This is a genomic window from Janthinobacterium sp. SUN100 (assembly GCF_030397705.1).
Taxonomy (GTDB): Bacteria; Pseudomonadota; Gammaproteobacteria; order Burkholderiales; family Burkholderiaceae_D; genus Janthinobacterium; species Janthinobacterium kumbetense.
The window spans coordinates 283,634-302,972 of record NZ_JAPUBU010000002.1 but is presented as its reverse complement, the minus strand read 5'-3'; the positions used below and the strand labels follow the sequence as shown (position 1 = coordinate 302,972).

Genomic DNA, 19,339 nt, shown 5'->3' with positions numbered 1-19,339 from the left:
CCGGCTCAGTGGCCGCTGCCGGGCGCGATGCCCAGCAGCTCCTCGATGTGGGCCAGCGAGGCGCCGTCCTTGACCACGCCGCGCAGCCATTCATGCAAGTTCTGCTCGCCGGCGTTGGCGGCCTTGTCGGCGAAGTAGGAGACGGGGCTGTGCGGTTCCGTCTGGCGGAAGTACTGCGCCACCTGGCGCAGTTGCGCCAGCGCCTGGGCGCGGCTTTGCAGCTCGCCGGGCGCCGCCGGCAGTGGCGCCGGCACGGCGGTCGCTGCCTGGCCGCCAGCCGGCACCGGCGCGGCGGCGACGCTGGAGGCAGGGATGGCCGTGGTGGCGGCAGGCAGGGCGAGCTGTATCGCCTGCAGGGCCTCGCGCGCCATGGAAAAGCCCGGGCTATCCCTGCCCAGGCGGGTATCGGCCGCCTGTTCCAGCTCGGCCAGCGCGTCCAGGCAGAACTGGGCGTCGGCGGCAAAGGCGGCGCGGAACTGCGCCGACGTGCCGCGCCGCGCCGCCTCCATGTCCACCAGCTTGGTGCCGTTGACGCCGTCCTGGTTGCTGGCGGCCCGCTTGCGCGCCGTCTCGAAGTCGACCGTCGACCAGCCGCCCGACTGCTTGTCCGTCAGCGCCATGGCGCGCACGAGGGACGGCGTGCGCGCGAGGATCCAGCTCAGGTTGCCGATGCGCTGCTCGTGGTCGTCGCCATCGGGCTGCGGGTACAGGCCCAGGTCCCAGTACTGGCGCAGCAGGCCTGCCAGCAGGCGATAGCCTTCGCCCAAACCGCGCAAATGGTCTTGCCTGGCGCAAGCTTCGGCCAGCCAGGCGGCGAGCCGCAAGTCCTTGCTCTTTTCGCCCAGCAGGGTGGTGCAGCGCTGCAGTACGAAGGCCCAGTCGGCTTCCTTCAGGTCGGTGACCCACTCGCCCTGGTCGAGCGTGGGGTCGTCGAACTTGCGCGCCTGGCCGATGGCGTCGAAGTCGGTGGAGAAGGACAGATCGACGCCGCATGGCTGTTCGGCGCTGATGGGAAGCAGGAGCTGGTCGGCTGAAATCATGTGTGTTCTCGGCAGTGGGGCGGATGGCTTGCGGGAGGCGTGGCGGTCTTACTGGACCATGCGAAATTCGATGCGGCGGTTGCGCGCGCGGCCATCGGCGCTGTCATTGCTGGCGATGGGACGGTCCGGGCCCTGTCCGGAAGCGCTGAGCAGGTCGCCGTCGATGCCCTTGCCGGCCAGGTAGGTCTTGACCGCCTCGGCGCGCGCCTGGCTCAGATTCTGGTTGCTGGCGCGCAGTCCCAGGTTGTCGGTGTGGCCGATGATGTCCACCTTGCGGCCCGCCAGCTTGTGCAGCGCCGCGCTCATTTCGTCGAGGATGGCGCGGCCAGACGGCGTCAGCGTGGTCTTGCCGCTCTCGAATTCGATGGTGCGGTTGGCCAGCGTGCCGTCGAGGATATTCTGGTCGGAGGCGGACACGCGCAAGCCGTTGTTGACGGTGTACGTGGGATTGAGGCTGGTGGCGAAGTCGCTGGCGATCTTTTGCCGCTGCGCCTCGTTGGCCACCTCGCCGCGCACGCTGACCACGCTGCCTTCGATCTTCAGCTGGCCGCGGCGGATCTGCTTGAGGTCCGCCGTCAGCAGCTTTTGCACATAGGCGTTCCAGTTGGCTGGCTGCGCGACCTGGCCGACGGCGATCTGGTCGACCACCTTGTCGGCGCCATACAGTTCGCGCAGGCGCACCAGCACCGCAGCCTTGGCCGCTTCGTCCGGCACCGTGCCGCTGGCCAGGACCTGGCCCGGTTGCGGCGTGGCGGCGGCGGGCGCCGAGACAGCGGCCGCCGGCGCGGCGGCGCTTTGCGCGCTGGCGCCGGCCGGGGCGAATACCAGGCTGAGAAGGATGGCAAGGCGGAGGTGGCGCATGATCAGGTCCCGATGAAGGCGGCACGAAACGTGTCGTGCGCCGATTTGAGTGACAGGTTGGGCTGCGCGAGGTAGCTCGAGGCTTTCTTGATGGCGTAGTCGCTGTTGGCGTGTTCCTCGACCCAGGCCAGGTCGTCGAAGGCGATGTGGTGTTCCAGCGCCGCCTGCGGTTCCATGATGGCGTGCAGGGTCTGCGCCGAGGCGCCGCAAAAGCCCAGCACCAGCGCATGGCGGCCGCGGATGCGGGTGATGAACAGCGCCAGTTCGAAGTCGGCGCGCGCCAGGAACGGGGCGATCAGGTGCATCCAGAAGGCCGCCACCAGATTGCGGTACAGCGGGTCGGCCGGCAGCGGCAGTTCCAGGCTTTTTTCCAGCCGGCTGGAGCTGCTGGCCATGACGGGCTGCAGCAGCATGCCCAGGGCCAGCAGCACCTGGCGCACGGAACCGCCAAAACCCGTGGGCGCCAGCAGGGCGTCGAGCGCGCCCACCGTCTGCAAGCCGAGGAAATCGTCGAAGGCGGCATCGTAGGCGCTGCCGCGCAAGTCCAGTTCGATGCTGGCGCCCGCGGCGGCGGCCGGCAGCGCGGCGCCGGCCGCCGCGCCGCACATTTCGGCGCTCAGGGCATCGAGGCGGTTCCACAGGCGCGACAGCACAAGCGGACTGGTCGGCACGAAGCCGGCCGGCTGCGCCACTTCCATGGCGCCCATCATCAGGAAGGGAAAGCGGCGCGACGAGGCATCGCTGCTGGCGGCGATGTGCCCGGCGATGGCGCGGCCGCGGCGCGGGCCGATGAAGGCGAAATGCAGCGGCGGCAGCGCGTCGTAGGTCAGCTTCCAGCGCGCATCGGCCGTCATCAGTTCCATGGCGTTGGCGAGCCACTCATCGAGCATCTTCAGCAGGGCCGGGTTGTCGCCGTGCTTGATGAAGTCGCCGCGGCTGGGGATCTTGCCGAAGTAGCCGATCTGGGTAACGGTAGGGCGGCTCATGGCGTGTTCCCGGCGATGGCGGTGGCCGTTTCCGGCGCGCCGATGACGACCGATTCCGGCAGTTTCAGGCCGCGGAAACCCTGGTTGCCGGCGGAGGTGGCGGCCGGCGCGGTCGCGGCCACGATCTTCAGGTTGGCCATCACGGTGACGCCGCCGTTCTCCCAGCTCAGTTCGAATACGCCGCCCTCCTTGCGCGTGCGCCTGGCCGAGTCGATCATCTTCTTCAGGCCGAAATGCCCCGGTTCGTTCAGCAGTACCACCGTGCGCCCTTCCGGCGTGATGGCGCTGATGCGCGAGCCGGGCACGCCCTGCGGATTGGGCCAGACCATGTGCACCCAGGGCTGCGGCTGGCCGCGCCAGCGCAGCGCCTGGCCATCGATCTCGATCGTATATTCGGTGGCGCCGGGTGCGCTCAGCGCCTGCAGGTCGAAGCGCGTCTGCGCTTCGGCGGCGCCGGCCGCCGTGGCCACGCCGTTGGCGCTGAGCGGGGCGACCCAGCCGGGCAGGCTGGCCACCACCGGCGGCGCCAGGGTGATGCCCATCGCGGCCCAGGTCCTGGCGCTGATGGCGTCGCCGCGCCGCACGACCAGCGGGCCGATGGTGGTGTTGAAGAACTTGGCGATGGCGCCTTCCGGGCCGAATACCTGGCCGATGTCGGCATTGCTCGCCTCGATGCGCGAGTCGGGCGCGAACGGATATTTCGGCGCCAGGGTTTTCTGGAACGGTTCGAGCACCTGCGCCAGCCATACCTTGTTGATTTCCGTCTCGGTGGGCTTGACGATGACGGCGAAGGTCTGCATCAGCGGGCGCACCAGCAGCGGGCGGATGGCCTGTTTTTGCGGGTCGCTCATGCCGGTCAGCATTTGCTCGTCCACGTATTTCAGCGCGTCGGCCAGCTCCGAGCCGCTGCCATCGAGCGTCTGCTGCATCAACTGCTTGGCGCCGGGGCCCGTGTCGCCCTGGTTCTTGATCTGGTTGAAGCGCACGCGCAGCTTCGACAGGGCCGCCAGGTAGCCGCGCATGGGCGAGGCTTCCTTGTCGCGCGCCACCACCAGGCGCGCCACGCCGGAAAATTCGCGGCCGACGGGCCCCATCGGCATGGCGCTGCCGGCCTGGCCCGCCGCCGCGGCGGCAGGCTTCTGGCGCAGCACCGTTTCGCGAAACCAGTCCATCGCCCCGCGCTGGGCGCGCTGCAAGCCCTGACCCAGCAGGGACGGGTTGTCCCACGAGGTTTCCTGGTACACCGTTTCGATCAGTTTGTTGAGGGGCGAGGCTTGCGGATCGCCGAGGCGGTTCATCGCCTGCGCCGCATTGTCGAAGCCGTTCAATTCGCGGATGCTGACGCCCTGGATGAATTTCTGCCACTCCCGCGCGTAATCGGTCTTGTACAGTTCCACCAGCGCCTTCTGGATCTGTTCCGGGCTGCCTTCCAGGGTCAGGTCGTCCTTCGACGCCGTTTTCAATACCCAGTCGGCGCTTTGCAATTCGCGGTTGGCCGCTTCCTGGAAGGCCTGCTGGATGTATTTTTCCCACGCGTCGCGCGTGAAGGTGCCGGGGATGGCGTAGCTGCCCAGCACCAGTTCCTTGTCCTGCTCGCCAACGATGCGTGCCACCGTCATCGACGGGAAGCGCGTGGCGGCGCGCGCCTTCACGTCCGCATACACGCGATCGCGCGCCGGCATGCCGCGCACCACGCGCCGCAGGCTGTCGCGCGACTGGTCGGCCAGGGCCAGCTTGTTCTCGATCTGCGGCCAGGACGGGTCGTCGATCTGCGTCAGGTAGAACGAGATCAGGCGTTCGGCGCTGCGGATCATCTGTTCGCGCGGCATGTTGCCCCGGTTGGCGTCGAGCCAGCCGCGCCAGTAGCGGGTCAGCTGGTCGTTCAGGTGGCCGGCCTCGGCGCGCGACTTGTCGCCCAGCATCAAGTAGGTTTTCAGGGCATTGTAGGCATCCTCCACATTCGTCGGCGCGGCATCCTTGAAGGGCTGGCTTGTCGTACCGACCGCCGTACCGGCTGCCGTGCCGACTGTGGCAGCGGCCGCCGTGCCGGCCGGCGCCGCCGTCAGCGGCTGCAGCCGGTCGGCGCCCGCGTTCACTTCCGCGAGGAAGGACTCCAGCGATTGCGCCACCGGCGCGAGCATGACTTCCTTGAGACCGGAAAAATACTCCTCGCGCAGTTTGCGCTCCAGCAAATCCCCCTGGTACAGGCCCAGGCTGAGCGCCAGCGGCCGCTTGCTGCGGTACGCCTCCAGCTGCTCGATGCGGTCCTGCATGATTTCCAGGGCCTGGAAGCGCGACTGCAGGTCCAGGCGCTGGTCCTGCACCTTGATGGCTTGCTCCAGGTCGGCCTGCACGTTGGCCGCCAGCTGGCGGTTGGCCAGGTAGGACCAGCTCCAGCCGCCCAGCGCCAGGCCGGCCAGCGCGATGGCGGTGAAAAACGTGGCATAGCGCAAGCGTGTCTTGCGTGGGCTGGCGTATTGCGCCACCAGTTCCCTGTCGGCGAAGATCACCTTGCGAAACAGGTTCAGCAGGAAATAGCCGTGCTGGTCCTGGGCCTGGACCGTCTTGTGTTCCTGCTGCTGCGGCTTGAGGTCGAAGCGCTGGGCCACCCGTTCCGACGAGGCGGAGACGGAGGCGCCTTCCTGCAGCGCGCTGGTGAAATAGAAACCGCGGAAGACGGGCTTGAACTGGAAGGGATTTTCCTCGAACAGGGTGGCGATGAAGGCGCGCAGCGGTCCCTTTACGGAACTGAATTCCAGCGGGAAGGTGAATACGCCGGGCGGCATGCGCTCGCGTCCCAGCAGCGACATATTGGCCAGGCTGAGGTCCTTCAAGCCATCGTACAGCTCGTCGAAGCGCTGGTCGAACTGCTCCAGCACATCCTGCTTCGAGCTGTTGACGCTGTAGGGCAGGGTGGCGCCCCAGACCTTGTCGCGTTCGGCGCGTTCGGCATCCTGGAAAAATTCGCTGAAGCCTGTGATCAGGTCGGCCTTGGTGAATACCACGTACACGGGCGCATGGACTTCCAGCTTCTCCGTCAGTTCCTGCACGCGCTGGCGCAGGTTCTTGGCCAGTTCGATGGCGAATTCGGGCTTGCTGCCGGTCAGCTCGGCAATACTGACGGCGATGATGATGCCGTTGATCGGCGCGCGCTTGCGGTGCTTTTTCAGCAGGCCGAGAAAGCCGAACCATTCGGCGCGGTCTTCATCGTTGATGGCGTAGCGCCCGGCCGTGTCGAGCAGGATGCCGTCGGTGGTGAAAAACCAGTCGCAGTTGCGGGTGCCGCCCATGCCTTGCACGATCTTGCTGTCGACAAAAGGAAACTGCAGGCCGGAATTGGCGATCGCCGTGCTCTTGCCGGCGGCGGGGTTGCCGATGATCATGTACCACGGCAATTCATACAGCGCGGCATCGCCCGACAGCTGGCCCAGCCGCGATGTCTTGATGGTATTGATCGCTTCCAGCATGCGCTTACGGATGGCTTCGGTTTCCTCGCGCTGCACCGGACCGGCCTTGGGCGCGGCGCCCGCCGCCTGCTGCTCCAGCATGCTGTTGAAGCTGGCGCCCTCGCGCCGGCGCCGGCGGCGGCGCAGCCACCATACGATGACGCCCAGCAGCGCCGCTGCGGCCAGCAAGGGCAGCAGCCGCATGGCCGGCCAGTCGAAAATGGCGGCGCAGGCGAACAGCAGCAGGATGGCGGCCGCGATGCCGAGGATGAGCAGGCTGGTGCGTGAAGTCAGGGAGTGCCAGAATCGTTGCATCATAGTTTTATAGTGTGCAAACCGTTAAGGTGCGTGAATGGGACGTCGCTGTATCAGGTGGTGCCGTGACTGTTTTTCGCGCGCGGGCCAATGACGAGGGCGCCGCGCTGCAGTGAATCGAGGTTGCTGAGACATAAAACGTGCGCACCGTCGTCGGCCGCCGCCTGCCGCGCCATGGCCAGTGCGGCCAGCGTCGTGACGGCGCCGCACTGGCCGCATGCGGTGCCGACGCCCAGCACCTGCTCGCCCAGGTCCAGCTGGGGCAAGATGGCACCGGCGCACTGCATCAGTTCGAGCACGCGGTTGGCGCGCTGGTCGGTATCGGCGCTGACCAGCGCGATGCCGGCCGCCGCATCGTCGCCGGCTGCCGCTAGCGCCTGCCTGCCCAGGTCCGCCAGCATGCTCTTGTCGGCCGGGCCGCGCTGGCTGGCGCCTTGCGGCAGTTCGCCCGTGGCGGCGCGGTGCAGCAGGACAGGCGCGGGCTCGTCCGGTGGCGCCGTCGCGCCAGGGATGGCCAGCAGCAGGCCGGCCGCGCCTTCGCCGGGAATCTGTCCGTTCGCCTGGCTGGCGCTGAACAGCTGGCCCTGGCTCGCCAGGACATGCACGCGCAGCTCGCCCAGGTGCGAATCGCAGGCCAGCACGATGGACAGGCCGGGCGGCTGCGGTGGCGCGGCATGGCCGGCAAGCTGGTTCAACAGGGCAAACGGCGCCGGTGGCCGGTTGGCGGCTTCGGCGGGCGGCGGCAATGTCTGCGCTGGCCAGCCCTGCTCGCGCGCCAGGTGGCGCAGCCAGGCGTCGCCGGCCTGGCGCTGGGCGGCGCTCCACGAGGCCGGCATCAGCAGATGCAGCCGCAGCATGGGCGGCGCGCTGGCTGGCGAGGCCCGTGCGCCTGCGGACAGCGCATGCTGCAGGGCTTCGTCCACCAGTTCGGCCAGCACTTCGGCGCCCAGGGCCAGCGCGCGCACGTCTTCCGGATTGAAGGGAAACGGTTCGCTGGCCAGGCCGGCCTGCGGATGCTCGCGCAGCCAGGCGGCCAGCACTTGCTGCTGCTCTTCTTCGTCGATGCCGTCCACCCTGCCGCACAGCAGGGGATAGCCGTCTTCATCGAGCAACTGGCCGTCGAGCGCGGGTCGCGCCTGGCGGGAGCGCATGGCGGCCAGCAATTCCGACGGCGTGGCGCCGCCCGGCATGCGCAGGGTGGCCGCCACGATATGCAGCGGCAACGGTGCCGCGGGAGGTGTCGCCGCCTCGGCCTGAAGTGGTGCGGCAAGACCCGGCGCCGCCAGGGCTGGCCCGGCCAAGAGCCTGGCCAGCAGTTTTTTACCCAGCCACAGCGTCAATAGCAGGACCAGCGGTAGCGCCAGCATGGCGCCGGCCAGTTCGCCTGGCGTCGGCATGCGCGTGCTGTCGCGCCAATAGGCGATGGCGCCCGTCCAGCTCAGCGCAAAGACGGACACGGTCAGCAGCCCGCGTCGCAACCAGGGGCGCATCAGCGGGCTCCTCCGCGTATGGGCAGGGCCGTCATGCCTGGTCGATGGTGGCTTGCTGGCTGGCGATCAGCAGCGCCCCGCAGCTGGTCTTGTCGCCGTGGCGCGCCACGGGCTTGCCATCGACGATGAAGCTGGAGTCGCCGCTGACGATGGGGCAGACGCCATGGCCGGGCAGGGGACAGGCAACCTTGTCGCCGACCCGCGCCATGCCGATGCCGCCGCTGTCGCTCACCGCCGATGCTTCCAGCACGGTGCCGCCATGCGATGTCTTGTCGCCCAATCTGATTACCGGACCCGCCATACGCGCTCCCCTCAGTGTTTTTTCATTACGCCGGGCAGGCGCAGTTCGGTATGCCCGAAATCCATCATTTTCCAGCGTCCGCCCCAGGTCATGCCGACCGATTCGGCCACTTCGCCATACAGCTGGTAGCCGCGCATGGCCCACGGGTCCTTCTCGGAAATGACCAGCTTGCCATTGCGCAGGAAGGCGCAGTCGGCCGCCAGGCCGTACTGGTGCCAGCTTTGAAAGGCGGCCGCGTTGCTGACGTTGGGACCCATGCCAGCCAACATGTCTTGCCGCTCGGGGCTGCGATAGCCTTCCAGCAGCGCCATCTCGTAGCCATGCTTTTCCTTCATGATCTTGAAGACCAGCAGCAAGCGCTGGGCGTATTCCACATTCAGCAAGGTCCAGTTGCGGCTGGCCGATACCAGCAGCGGGCGCTCCTGGCGCACTTCTTCCGTGGCAAACACGAGCGGCGGCAGGTCGACGGGCGGCACCAGCTGTTCGCCCTGCAGCAGGCTGGCGACCTGCGTATTCATTTCCCGCGTCGATACATCGTAGGCGCCCAGCATGGATTTGCTGTCGGCCATCAGGGCCAGCAGGGTCGGCAGGCTGAGCGCAGCCACGCCCGCGAGACACAGCAGGTAATGACGGCGCAGCAGGTCGGCAGTGCGGGCCCACAGCGCGCTGCTGCGCTGTCCCAGGCTGGCCATGCCCGTCTGCCTGCGCCTCGCCACGCGCTGCAGGCAGGCGGCGAGGCGCTGCTCCGCGCCATCGACGGCGTGCAGCACGAAATCGCGCCCGGCCGGGAACAGGATCAGCCAGCTGATCAGGCATGCCAGGATGAAATACAGCGCTACCGCGAGTAGGAACACGCTAACCTCAATCAAGAAATGTTTGGCTGCGGGGAACGGTGCTGTCCATCGGGGAAAACAGAGAATCGACGGATATTGCCTGGAAGTATATCTTACAAAACTGATAATTAAGGAGGGCTTTTTTCAATTGTGCGGAGGGTGCGCACTGTTGATTTTATGGCACGCGTCATGATTTTGTTGAATAGCGTAAAGTCTTGCAAATATTACAGGAGCGCACATTTTGCGAACTCATGACGATAGCCCCCGGCTCCCGGCCCGGCCCAGCCTGTTGACGCAGGCGCAGCAGGCGGAGGCCGACCGTAACCGCATCCTGAGCACGCTCGAGGGTGGCAACGCCGGCGCGTCCGCGAAGGCCAGGCGCGGCAGCCTGGCCCTGCGCGGAGGCGTGGGCGCGCTGCTGCTGTTATTGGCAGCGGGCGTCTGGCTTGGGCAGCGCGGAGAACGGGTTGGCGACGACGATGCGCCGGCGGCGCCGGTTTCCCCGCCCGTCGCCACCGCCGCGCCCGCCGCCGTGGAAGCGCCGCCGGTCGTCGCCAGCATCCGTGACGAGGCGCCGCCTGGCGCCGCCGCACCGCAGCAGAGCCTGAGCGAGATGCTCGATGCCGGCGCGTCCGCCACAGCCGCCACTGCTGCTGCCCGGAACGCGGGTGCCGCGCACCCGGGCGATGTCCTGAGCAAGGCGCTGGAAACGCCGTCGCCCCCGGCCGCCGCCTCGAAACCCGTCACGAAACAGGTGGCCAAGGCGCCCCGTCCGGCAGCCAAAAAACCGCCGGCGAAAGGGCCTGCGGCTATGCCCGCCCGCCGCGCGGAAGACAGCGATATCGCCCTGCTGTCGGCCCTGCTGGCACACGCGCAGGCCGCGCCGGCGCCGAAGAAAACCGTTCCCAATTTGCGGACCCAGTTGCAGCAATGCGCGGCGCTCAAGCGCGACGCCGCCGCCGCGTGCCGCGCGCGCGCCTGCCAGGGCCATGCCGAGAATGTGCAATGCAAGGCCGGGCAAGCTGCCGCAAAAGGTGAAAAATGAGCGCCGCCAGCGCCGCTCAGGTCAACGCTTCCCTCGCTGGTTTCAGCAGCGTGACGCGGCTGTATGAGCTGTCGCTGGACGGCGGCGAAGGCGGGACGGCACAGTGGCTGGTGGAAGCGTTTGTCGCCGACGAGCAGTTGCAGGCCGTGGGCGTGCGCGACATCATCGTGCTGTCCACGCAGGCGAATGTGGCGCTGGCGCCCCTGCTGGGCAAGCGGGCCGCGCTGCACGCCAGCCTGGCCGACGGCAGCCGTGCTGTCTTCAGCGGCTATGTCAGCGAAGCGGCGATGCTGGGCAGCGACGGCGGACTGGCCCGTTTCCGGCTGCGCCTGACGCCGTGGCTATGGCTGTTGAGCCAGGTACGTAACAGCCGCGTCTGGCAAGACAAGAGCGTCATTGAAATCGTCGACAGCGTGTTCCAGGCTTACGCGCCGCAAGCCGACTGGCGCTGGAGCGGCGACACGGGGCCGTTCATGGCCGAGGCGCTGCCGCGCAGCTATTGCTGCCAGTACCGCGAGTCGGACCTGGCCTTCGTCACGCGCCTGCTGGGCGAAGAAGGCCTGGCTTGGCGTTTCGAAGAACACGAGGGTGGCCATTGCCTGGTACTGTTCGCCGACAGCAGCGCCTTGAGCGCGGTGCCGGAAGACGCCAGCAGCGCGCAAGGCGGCGGCATCCGATTTCATGGCGCGCGGGCCGTGGAACAGGCCGACGCCATCCAGGCGCTCAGCCGGGCACACGCCTTGCGCACGGCGGTGGCGACCGTGCTCAGCTATGATTACAAGGCCAAGAAGGCCGTCAGCGCCAGCGTGCCGACGCGCTTGGCGCCGGGTGGGAAAAATGCGCCCGTGCTGGAAAGCTATGACATGCCAGGCCAGTATTTCTATGCCAATGCGGCCCAGGCCGAACGCTATGCCTTGCTGCGGATGCAGGCGCTCGAAGCGCGCGGCGAACGCTGGCAGGCGCGTTCGACCGTGCGCACCTTGCGTGCCGGTACGCGCTTTACCCTGACGCAGGGACCGTTGCAGCAGGACGGCGCCGACGCGCCGGCGCTGGTCGTGCTGCGCGTGTACAGCGTGGGCGTGAATAACTTGCCGGCGCCCGCCAGGCAGGGCCTGGCTGAGCTGTTCGGCCCCATACCCGAATTGCTGCAGGAAGGCCTGGCTGGCCAGGCGCTGGCGCCGCGCGATATCGCGCATGTCCAGCAAGTGATCGCCCAGGCGGTCGAGAGTGGCTATGCCAACCATATTGAGGCGATCGCGGCCGATACGCCATGGCGCCCGGCACCAGAGGGCGGCGACGCGCGCCACCATCCGGCACCGACGGCCCGCGGCAGCCAGAGCGCCATCGTCGTCGGTGCCGACGGCGGCGCCAGCGCTAGCGGCGGCAGCGAGATCCATTGCGACAAGCTGGGCCGGGTGCGCATCCGTTTCCATTGGCAGCGGGAGGGCGGCGCCACCTGCTGGGTACGCGTGGCGCAGCGCTCGGCAGGCGGCGGCATGGGCAGCCAGTTCCTGCCGCGCATCGGCCAGGAAGTGCTGGTGCAATTCCTGGAAAACGATATCGACCGCCCCATCATCGTCGGCGCCCTGTACAACGGGCAGGGCGAGGGCGGCGTCGCGCCCTCACCGGGCGGCATCACGGACAAGCCCGCGGATGCCAGCGTATTCGAGCCAGCGCGCGACCATGCGTCGTCGGCGCAGGGCAACATGGCCGGCGGCAACAGCCCGGTCTGGCATGGCGCGGCCGGCGGCAGCGCCGGCCACCGCAACGGCGCGGCGCAATGGGGCATCCGCAGCAAGGAATTCGGCGCCGCCGGCTCCGGCTCTGGCTCTGGCTATAACCAGTTGCTGTTCGACGATACCGACCAGCAGGGGCGCATCCAGCTCGCGAGCAGCCATGCGGCAAGCGAACTCAATCTTGGTCACCTGATCCATGCGGCAGATAATTACCGGGGCAGCCTGCGCGGCACGGGCGCCGAGCTGCGCACCGACGCTTACGGCGCCGTGCGGGCCGGCGCCGGCCTCCTGATTTCCAGCTACCTCGTCAATCACGACGCGCAGGCGCGCGATCCAGCCGGCGACAATGCACCGGGCATGGTCTTGCTCAAGCAGGCGGCCAAGCTGGGTGCAACCTTCAGCGCCGCCGCCGTCACGCACAAGACGGTCGCGTATGCCAGCCACCTGGGGCCGGCCAAGGCGAATGCCAGCGTGCTCGACGAAAAGGCGGCGCCCTTGCCGGCGTTTTTGACGAGCGTCTCCGGCATGCTGAGCCAGGACGATACGGCCGCCGCCAAGCGCGACGCGGCGGGCAAGCCGACCAGCCCCGGCGATGACAAGTTGCCGCACAGCAGCGACGCCATCATCGCCATCGCCGCCCGCGCGGGCCTGGGCGTGCTGGCGGGCCAGGATATCCAGCTGGCAAATGGCGAAACCACCTCCTTGATGAGCGGCCTGGACACCCAGTTCGTCGGCGGCGGCCAGCTGCGCGTGCACAGCGGGCAGGCCATCGGCGTCCTGGCCGGGGTGGTCAAGGCGGGCGAGAACAATATGGGCCTGCAACTGATCGCCGCCAAACAGGCCATCGACCTGCAGGCGCAGGCTGACGTGCTCAACGTGCAGGCGCGCGAGGAAGTCAACATCGTCAGCGCCGCCGCGCACATCGACTGGGCGGCGGCGAAAAGCATCCGCCTGTCGACGGCGGGCGGGGCGAACATCACGATCGAGGGCGGCAACATCACCGTGCAATGTCCGGGCAAGATCACGGTGCATGCCGGCAAGAAGAGTTTTACGGGGCCATCCCGTGCAAGCTACCCGCTGCCGGTCATGCCTCGCAGTATTTGCAAGGAATGTCTGTTAAATGCGGCCAGGAGCGGCTCGCCCTTTGCCGCGAAGGGGGAGTAAGCATGCGCGACGACGATGGCGGGGCCCCCGCCTGCGGCTTGCAGTTGCTTGCGCTGCTCGATAGCCATCCTACCGACCAGGGCGTGACCCTGTACAGCTTGATTGATGGCGCCAAGTTCGATGGTTTGGCCCGTATCCGCTTGCCAAGCGATCACAGCGTCGAGTTGTATTCCTTGTTAGGTGAATTGGCCGAGCCAGACGCCCTGTACGCCGGCCCGATATTGTTGCGGCATATCAAGCGCGAGCAATGTCCCTTGCTCGCCCAATTGCTTTGCACTGCCGGCAGCGCCCATTTCATGTCGCTGATTGTTTCTGACCGGCCCCTGCCGCAAGTGCTGGAACGGCTGACTTGGCTGACCGAGGTGGAGCACGATGACGGTACGGAGTGGATCATGCGCTACTACGATCCGCTTATCCTGCCGCACTGGCTGGACGTATTGGAAACGGCGCAGCGCAAGGTTGCACTCGCAGAAATCACAGGCTGGTTGTACATGGACGTGCGTGGGGTGCCACAAATTGTACCTGGCGAGAAGGATGAGGAGTCTGTGCCCCTTGGAAGTGAACGAATGCTTTTGACACAACATCAATATGTTGAGCTGATGAATAGAACAGCGCCGTACATGCTGATGAAGCAAATGGAGAGCGATGATCCGCAGGCGTTAGATGGTTTACCTCAGGATCAGCGCTATGACTTTTTCTTTCAACAGCTGGGCAGGGCGCAGGCATATGGACTCAGTTCGCCCACAGACTTGAAAAGCTACTGCATGTTGTCGCTCGTGCTGGGCGCCGATTTTCATCTGGCCCCAATCGCCGCCGTCGCTTTGCAGGCCACGGGAACGGCGCAGTCATTCAGCGACCGGATATTGGCCTGGACTCCCCAGCAATGGGCTGCACTCGAAGAAATTTCCGCTTCCAGCATATGAATGCGATCCCGACATGAAAAAACTGACCTCTATCGTATTGTGCCTGGTTATTTTGGCCGCTTGCAATTCCAAGGAAAAGGAAAATCGCTTGCAACAGGAATTAAGCGAGAAAACCTTCACTACCACCTCATATAACTACACGCCGTACGATATTTACTCCATCACCTTCAAGGATATTTCACTGCCATTCAAGATCGATGAAGCCCCCAGCGGCGGTTCCATTTTTTTTCGCGACGCCAGCGAGGCGGAAATGGACAATGGTGAAAAAGTCCGCTTCAGTAGCGGCAATTGCTGTTTTATCTGGGACACTCCCGTGGATAAACCGCTGAGAGTGCGCGTGGTCTGGAGCGTGGTGTTCGATACTGCCTACCACAATGGAAAATCGAGTGTTGACTATGACGAACGCACTTCCAGGCTGAGTTCTCCCGGAAGCCGCTGGTGTCAGGCCACTGTGGACATCCTGCCCGCCAAAGGGCCAGATCGCCCAACCACCGTGCTCTTGCACTTTCTTGCCGATGGAACAGTCCAAGCACATCTGGGAACCTTCAAGACGCAGGCGCCACTTGCTGCCGAGCAAGTGAAACTGCATGCCACGCGCCTTCCCCAAGGCCAGTTCTGCAAGCAGGAAATCGAGAATCCTTTTTATGGCATACCTCGCACACCGCATAGGGAATAGACCATGAGTAAACCAACGATACGCCGGCTTAGCGACGTCACGAAGAGTGAAAGGCTTGCCCGAGGAATTTATCGCAAGGAATTGGAAAAATGTGCGAAGGAGTCGGATTGCCGAAAGCCCGTCTGGATCAGCTGTTTTTTTGACGGAACTGGAAATAATTTCAAAAAAGATGGAAATGGTTCGCTGGCTTCGTCGAATGTAAAGTACAGCAATATTGCGAAACTGGGAAAGTTTGCGCATACGGCCGAAGATGAAAAAAACAAGACCTACGCGATATATACGCCAGGGGTCGGCACGCCGTTTCCGGAAATTCAAGACAGCGGTGACGGAATCGATGGGGCACTCGGCATGGCATCGGCTGCAAAAGGTCAGGCCCGGATCAGCTGGATGCTGAAGGAGTTGAAGGTGCGGGTGGACAAGCACATGCCGCATGTAAATCAAATCAATGTTGCCGTGTTTGGTTTCAGTCGGGGGGCGGCCCAGGCGCGGGCCTTTGTGCGTCAGTTGGCTGGACAGTGTTATCAGCAGGGAGATGGATTGATCTGGATCAAAAGTGGCGGATTTATTCAGCCGCGTCTGGTGATTTACTTCCTCGGCATTTTTGATACCGTGGCTTCGGTGGGGTTTGGCGGTAGCCGCCTTGAGTCGAATCTCAAATATCACCTGGGACCTGTCTGGGGCGGCGTGATGTATCTGGCAGACGAGGGCGGCCATGCGGAATGGGCCTCCGATCTGCGTATTCCACCGTATGTGCGCTTTTGCGAGCATTATGTCGCAGCGCATGAAGTGCGCGAGAAATTTCCATCAGACTCTATCCGAATCGACCAGGCCACTGACTCGAACTGTCGGGAAACCCTTTATCCCGGGGCACACTCCGACGTGGGCGGCGGTTATGACGACATGAATCAGGAGGGGCGGTCAAATGAACTGGCGCGCATTCCGCTGTGCAATATGTATCTGTCGGCATACGCCGCCGGGGTGCCGTTCAAGTCACCCGAAGAGGTTCTTCAGGATTATGGCTCGCTGTTTAACATCAGCAGCGAATTGGAGGCATGCTTCGACGCTTACATGAAGCACGTGAGCGCGGACAAGCGGCTCGAGACACAAGTTATCAGCCACATGAACAATTACTATCATTGGCGCTGGGGACGCACGGAACGCCAGCGCGCGGCGCGCAAAGAACGCGAAGCCATCATCGCAAGGGGGCAGTCCGTCATGTATGCCACGCCGGACAAGTACATGACCACGACGGACAGCGAATGGGAACGCGACGTTCAGAATATTGCAGAAAAGAAAACCGGCTTTTTTCGCAGTGCCACGGAACCGCTGGAGGACGCGATCTACGATGCCTGGAAAGGCAAGCTCCGAAAGTCGATGTCGGTTGCGGAGCGGACTTTATTTGACAAATTCTTCGATCGCTATGTGCATGATTCTGTTGCGGGATTCAAGAATCAGATGAGTGACGCCAGTATCGGCTTTGTTGAAGCCAGTCGCTGGTCCCGAAACCGGCAGTATTTCATGGGGAAACGAGGCAAGAAATATCTGTATTGGCGATATGAGGGGGCAAAACCGGCATCGGGCGGCGTAAAAGAGGCGATGCTGGTGCCGAAAGAAGCATCGACAGGTGGCGACACGGCGATAGCCTAGCAGAAATGGGCCTAACCGCTATCTGGCGCGGGCCGCCGCCCTGGCTTGCTTGTCGCACTCGTGCACGGCCGCCTTGCATGCGGAAAACGCTTCCAGATACGTCACGGCGGCCAGCCGCTCTTCGACCATTTGCGCCACCCGCTGCGTGAGCTGCAACGGTGTCGTCGGGGGCAGTTTTTCCAGCTTCTTGCTGATGTCTTTGAGAGAACGTTGCTGACGCGCCAGTTCCGCTGCCAGCACGGCCTTGCGCTCGGCAGCGGGCAGGGCCGGATGCAGCCTGCCGTTGCCGGCCTTGACGCTGCCATCCGCCGTCATCGACTGCGATTCGTGCGGGGTGCGAAATTCCAGCGCCAGCTTGCCATCGGCTTGCACGACGACCAGCAGCTCCTCGGTGGGATTGCCGGCCGGTAGCGGCAGCGTGCGCGTTTCCGGCTTGCCGTCAGGCAACCAGCGGTACTCGATGGTCAGCTGTACCGGCTTGTGCGGCGTGGCTGGCAGGTAGAAACAGCAATTGGCGGAGCTGCTCATGTAAGGGTTCAGGGGATCGGTATCGAGGGCATTGGCCGGATTGCCGGCATCGCTGACGCCGACCTGGATGGGACGGGCGCTGTAGTTCAGGGTGCTGACCGCTATCTTCGTTTCATCGGCCCCGGGCCGGTAATCGTGCTGGCCGCGCTCGCCACGTTCGGCATGGCCTGCCAGCAGCGGCCGGCGCTGCATGGACTTGATGCCGATGGCAAAGATATGACTCAGGTAGCCGGTATCCGAACGTCCGTCGCGCGAATAGCTGTCGCCGGGCGTGCGGTAGAGGTAGCCGATGTCTGCGATGGCCAAGGTGCGTACCTTGCTGTCCTGCGGAAATAGTGCTTCCTCCAGATAGCGGTCCCTGGCGCCCATCACCTTTCCAGAGAGCACGCCAGCCCACGGCCGTTCCCCTGCGAAGCGGGGAAAGACGTTGAATTCGCCGTTGATGAACGGTTCGATTTTCAGCACATCCTGCGTCATGCCCGTGACGGGATCGATGACGGAATAAATCCCCGGAAAGGGCGAGTCTGCGGCGTGCGCCTGCGCGGGCATGGCGCAGAGGAGGCAGGCTGCGATCACGGCCGGTTTGTGGCTCATGCCGGCTCCGATCGCATACAGGCTGGCTGACGGTGGAATGCCACCAGGTCGGCGGGATAGAATTTGGCATCGCGGTAGCTGCTGTCGTCGATATCGAGCAGGCAAGTGATGGCCGCCGCTTCCCATGACCAGTAGCCTGAAAAAGAGGTGTCGCGCGCGTGGCTGTCATAGTAGGGTTCGCGGCGGCTGGCGTCATACCATTGCCTCAGGTAATCCTTCATCAGCGCCGGGCGCTGGTTTTCTTCTGCCGCGAATATCTTGAGCGTCTTGATGTAGGGCAAGTGGCGGGTACATTCCGGCCAGGCGGTATCCCTGTTATCGATGGAAAATGCCAGCAGGCGTTCGACCAGCCCATCTTTTTCGTGGTTGTTGAAATCGATGACTGGCGCCAGACGGGGCAGCAAATTGCCCCAACCCAGGAGAATGCCAAGGCAGATCATGCGGTTGACCTGCTCGTAGCCATCACCGGGCAGGGCGAAGTGGGGAAATCCCTGTTCCGCAGCGCAGGCCTGCACGTCAAAAGCCCTGTCATAGTTGGCAAACTCTTCCCAGTGTTCGAGTATCGTGGGATACAGCGCGCGCAGATCGGCTATCGTATGGCCCGCGCTGTAGGCCAAGCTGAGCAGGTCTATGCCATCCCAGGCCCGCTGGCGCGTGGCCGTCATGAAATTTTCTGGCGGGATATTTTGCAGTACTTCGGCAGGCTGTTGCAAGCCTGCCTCCACCATGTCGAAGCACTCGTCGTGGCTGTCTTTGCTTTCAAGGTAAATCGCGTAGGACAGCAGCGGTTCCCTGCGCCAGGCCAAAAAAGTGTGTTCGTCCAGAGTCTGCATTCTTACTCCCGAAAATCCGTGTCACGGCAGGGCTGTTTGCCTTCGACATGCCCGCCATCGCTTGCCTCATTCCTATCTATGCTGGAATAGCGACCTTCTTTCGATAACTGTCGCGCATAGTCAACGAGGTCTTTTGGATAGACCAAATGGTCTATGTCGCTGTCATCGAGGTCAAAAACAAAAACCATTGCAGCTGCTTCAAATGCCCAATAACCATAATATGGCGCGTAGCCTTCATCGCTGATTCTGAGATGGCCGTTGTACCAGCGAGGATGGTCCTTCATCGCCGGGTACCATTGTTTTAAATACCTCTTGAGTAAATTTCGTGCCGAATTTTCATCATCTTCATAAACTGTCTGCAGCAAGACATCGTACGGTTTGCCCAGTACGCAAGTGTCGATCATGATCGCATCCTCCACATAGGCGCTAATCAGTTCCTCGAACAAGCCATCCTGTCCACGGTGGCTGCTAAGTATGCGTATGATGCGACTGACCGAACGCTGGTCACGCAATAATATAGCGATACTCAGTAATTGCAGCGTATCTTCATAATCGGCAAGTTCGCCAAAATTTGGTGCTGCCCGATATCTATATGGGCCATATTCAGGGTATTTCGATAATATTTCCTTCTGATGAATTTGATCGACTTCATTCCACTCCGCAAACTTGTCCACGATGCCAGACAGGCGTGGTGCGAGGTCCTCTATGGGCATGCCCGCAGTGTAATCGAGTAGCCAAATCCAGAAATTTTCAAGATACAGAAAATTGTAAGCCAGACTGAGATCTGCCGCGGATTCAGCCGATTCCTTATTCTTCTGTTGGACTTTTATCAGGGCAAGTGAATTTTCCAGGGTTTTTTCATACAGTTCCTGGTAAATGAATTGCTGGCGGCGGCGATCATCGAATGGTGGATTTTTCATT

At 64.0% G+C, this 19,339-nt stretch carries 15 protein-coding genes; 5 read left to right on the top strand and 10 right to left on the bottom strand.

Annotation, left to right across the window (positions count from 1 at the left end; all coding sequences use genetic code 11):
* Positions 1–5: 5 nt before the first annotated feature.
* Genes tssA through O0881_RS13600 form a run of 7 tightly spaced genes read right to left on the bottom strand, consistent with a single transcriptional unit; the run spans position 6 to position 9,293 of the window.
* Positions 6–1,040: a type VI secretion system protein TssA gene (gene tssA / locus O0881_RS13630; protein ID WP_289911749.1), complete on the bottom strand. Its 1,035-nt coding sequence runs from the start codon at positions 1,038–1,040 to the stop codon at positions 6–8.
* Between the two features lie 48 nt (positions 1,041–1,088).
* Positions 1,089–1,901, bottom strand: a complete 813-nt coding sequence (locus O0881_RS13625) for an OmpA family protein (protein WP_289911748.1) — start codon at positions 1,899–1,901, stop codon at positions 1,089–1,091.
* A gap of 2 nt (positions 1,902–1,903) precedes the next feature.
* Positions 1,904–2,887: a type VI secretion system-associated protein TagF gene (tagF, locus tag O0881_RS13620; protein ID WP_289911746.1), complete on the bottom strand. Its 984-nt coding sequence runs from the start codon at positions 2,885–2,887 to the stop codon at positions 1,904–1,906.
* Positions 2,884–6,648, bottom strand: a complete 3,765-nt coding sequence (gene tssM, locus O0881_RS13615) for a type VI secretion system membrane subunit TssM (protein ID WP_289912230.1) — start codon at positions 6,646–6,648, stop codon at positions 2,884–2,886. The genes tagF and tssM overlap by 4 nt, the downstream gene beginning before the upstream one ends.
* 53 nt (positions 6,649–6,701) lie before the next feature.
* A complete protein-coding gene (locus O0881_RS13610; RefSeq protein WP_289911744.1) occupies positions 6,702–8,138 on the bottom strand; it encodes a hypothetical protein in 1,437 nt (478 codons plus the stop codon).
* Between the two features lie 31 nt (positions 8,139–8,169).
* Positions 8,170–8,439 carry a PAAR domain-containing protein gene (locus O0881_RS13605; RefSeq protein ID WP_077402302.1) on the bottom strand — a complete coding sequence of 90 codons (270 nt, stop codon included), beginning with the start codon at positions 8,437–8,439 and terminating at the stop codon, positions 8,170–8,172.
* Between the two features lie 11 nt (positions 8,440–8,450).
* Positions 8,451–9,293 carry a M15 family metallopeptidase gene (locus O0881_RS13600; RefSeq protein WP_077402306.1) on the bottom strand — a complete coding sequence of 281 codons (843 nt, stop codon included), beginning with the start codon at positions 9,291–9,293 and terminating at the stop codon, positions 8,451–8,453.
* A 220-nt stretch (positions 9,294–9,513) separates the two neighbouring features.
* Here O0881_RS13600 and O0881_RS13595 point away from each other — a divergent pair, with 220 nt between their 5' ends.
* From O0881_RS13595 to O0881_RS13575, 5 genes are read left to right on the top strand one after another with little or no spacing between them, the layout of a single operon-like run.
* Positions 9,514–10,317, top strand: a complete 804-nt coding sequence (locus O0881_RS13595; protein ID WP_289911742.1) for a hypothetical protein — start codon at positions 9,514–9,516, stop codon at positions 10,315–10,317.
* Positions 10,314–13,217, top strand: coding sequence for a type VI secretion system Vgr family protein (locus O0881_RS13590; RefSeq protein ID WP_289911741.1), 2,904 nt, complete (start codon positions 10,314–10,316; stop codon positions 13,215–13,217). The genes O0881_RS13595 and O0881_RS13590 overlap by 4 nt, the downstream gene beginning before the upstream one ends.
* A 2-nt stretch (positions 13,218–13,219) precedes the next feature.
* Positions 13,220–14,140 (top strand): DUF4123 domain-containing protein, encoded by a 921-nt coding sequence (locus O0881_RS13585; protein WP_289911740.1) that lies wholly within the window; start codon positions 13,220–13,222, stop codon positions 14,138–14,140.
* A gap of 13 nt (positions 14,141–14,153) precedes the next feature.
* Positions 14,154–14,816 (top strand): hypothetical protein, encoded by a 663-nt coding sequence (locus tag O0881_RS13580; RefSeq protein WP_289911739.1) that lies wholly within the window; start codon positions 14,154–14,156, stop codon positions 14,814–14,816.
* A 3-nt stretch (positions 14,817–14,819) separates the two neighbouring features.
* Positions 14,820–16,463 carry a DUF2235 domain-containing protein gene (locus O0881_RS13575; RefSeq protein WP_289911737.1) on the top strand — a complete coding sequence of 548 codons (1,644 nt, stop codon included), beginning with the start codon at positions 14,820–14,822 and terminating at the stop codon, positions 16,461–16,463.
* A gap of 18 nt (positions 16,464–16,481) precedes the next feature.
* On the opposite strand, the gene O0881_RS13570 is transcribed toward O0881_RS13575, so the two are convergent.
* From O0881_RS13570 to O0881_RS13560, 3 genes are read right to left on the bottom strand one after another with little or no spacing between them, the layout of a single operon-like run.
* Complete coding sequence (locus O0881_RS13570) at positions 16,482–17,585, bottom strand: hypothetical protein (protein WP_289911734.1); 1,104 nt, start codon at positions 17,583–17,585, stop codon at positions 16,482–16,484.
* Entirely contained in the window at positions 17,582–18,418 is an 837-nt protein-coding gene (locus O0881_RS13565; RefSeq protein WP_289911733.1) for a PoNe immunity protein domain-containing protein, read from the bottom strand. The genes O0881_RS13570 and O0881_RS13565 overlap by 4 nt, the downstream gene beginning before the upstream one ends.
* A gap of 2 nt (positions 18,419–18,420) precedes the next feature.
* Positions 18,421–19,338, bottom strand: coding sequence for a PoNe immunity protein domain-containing protein (locus tag O0881_RS13560; protein ID WP_289911732.1), 918 nt, complete (start codon positions 19,336–19,338; stop codon positions 18,421–18,423).
* Between the last annotated feature and the right edge of the window lies 1 nt (position 19,339).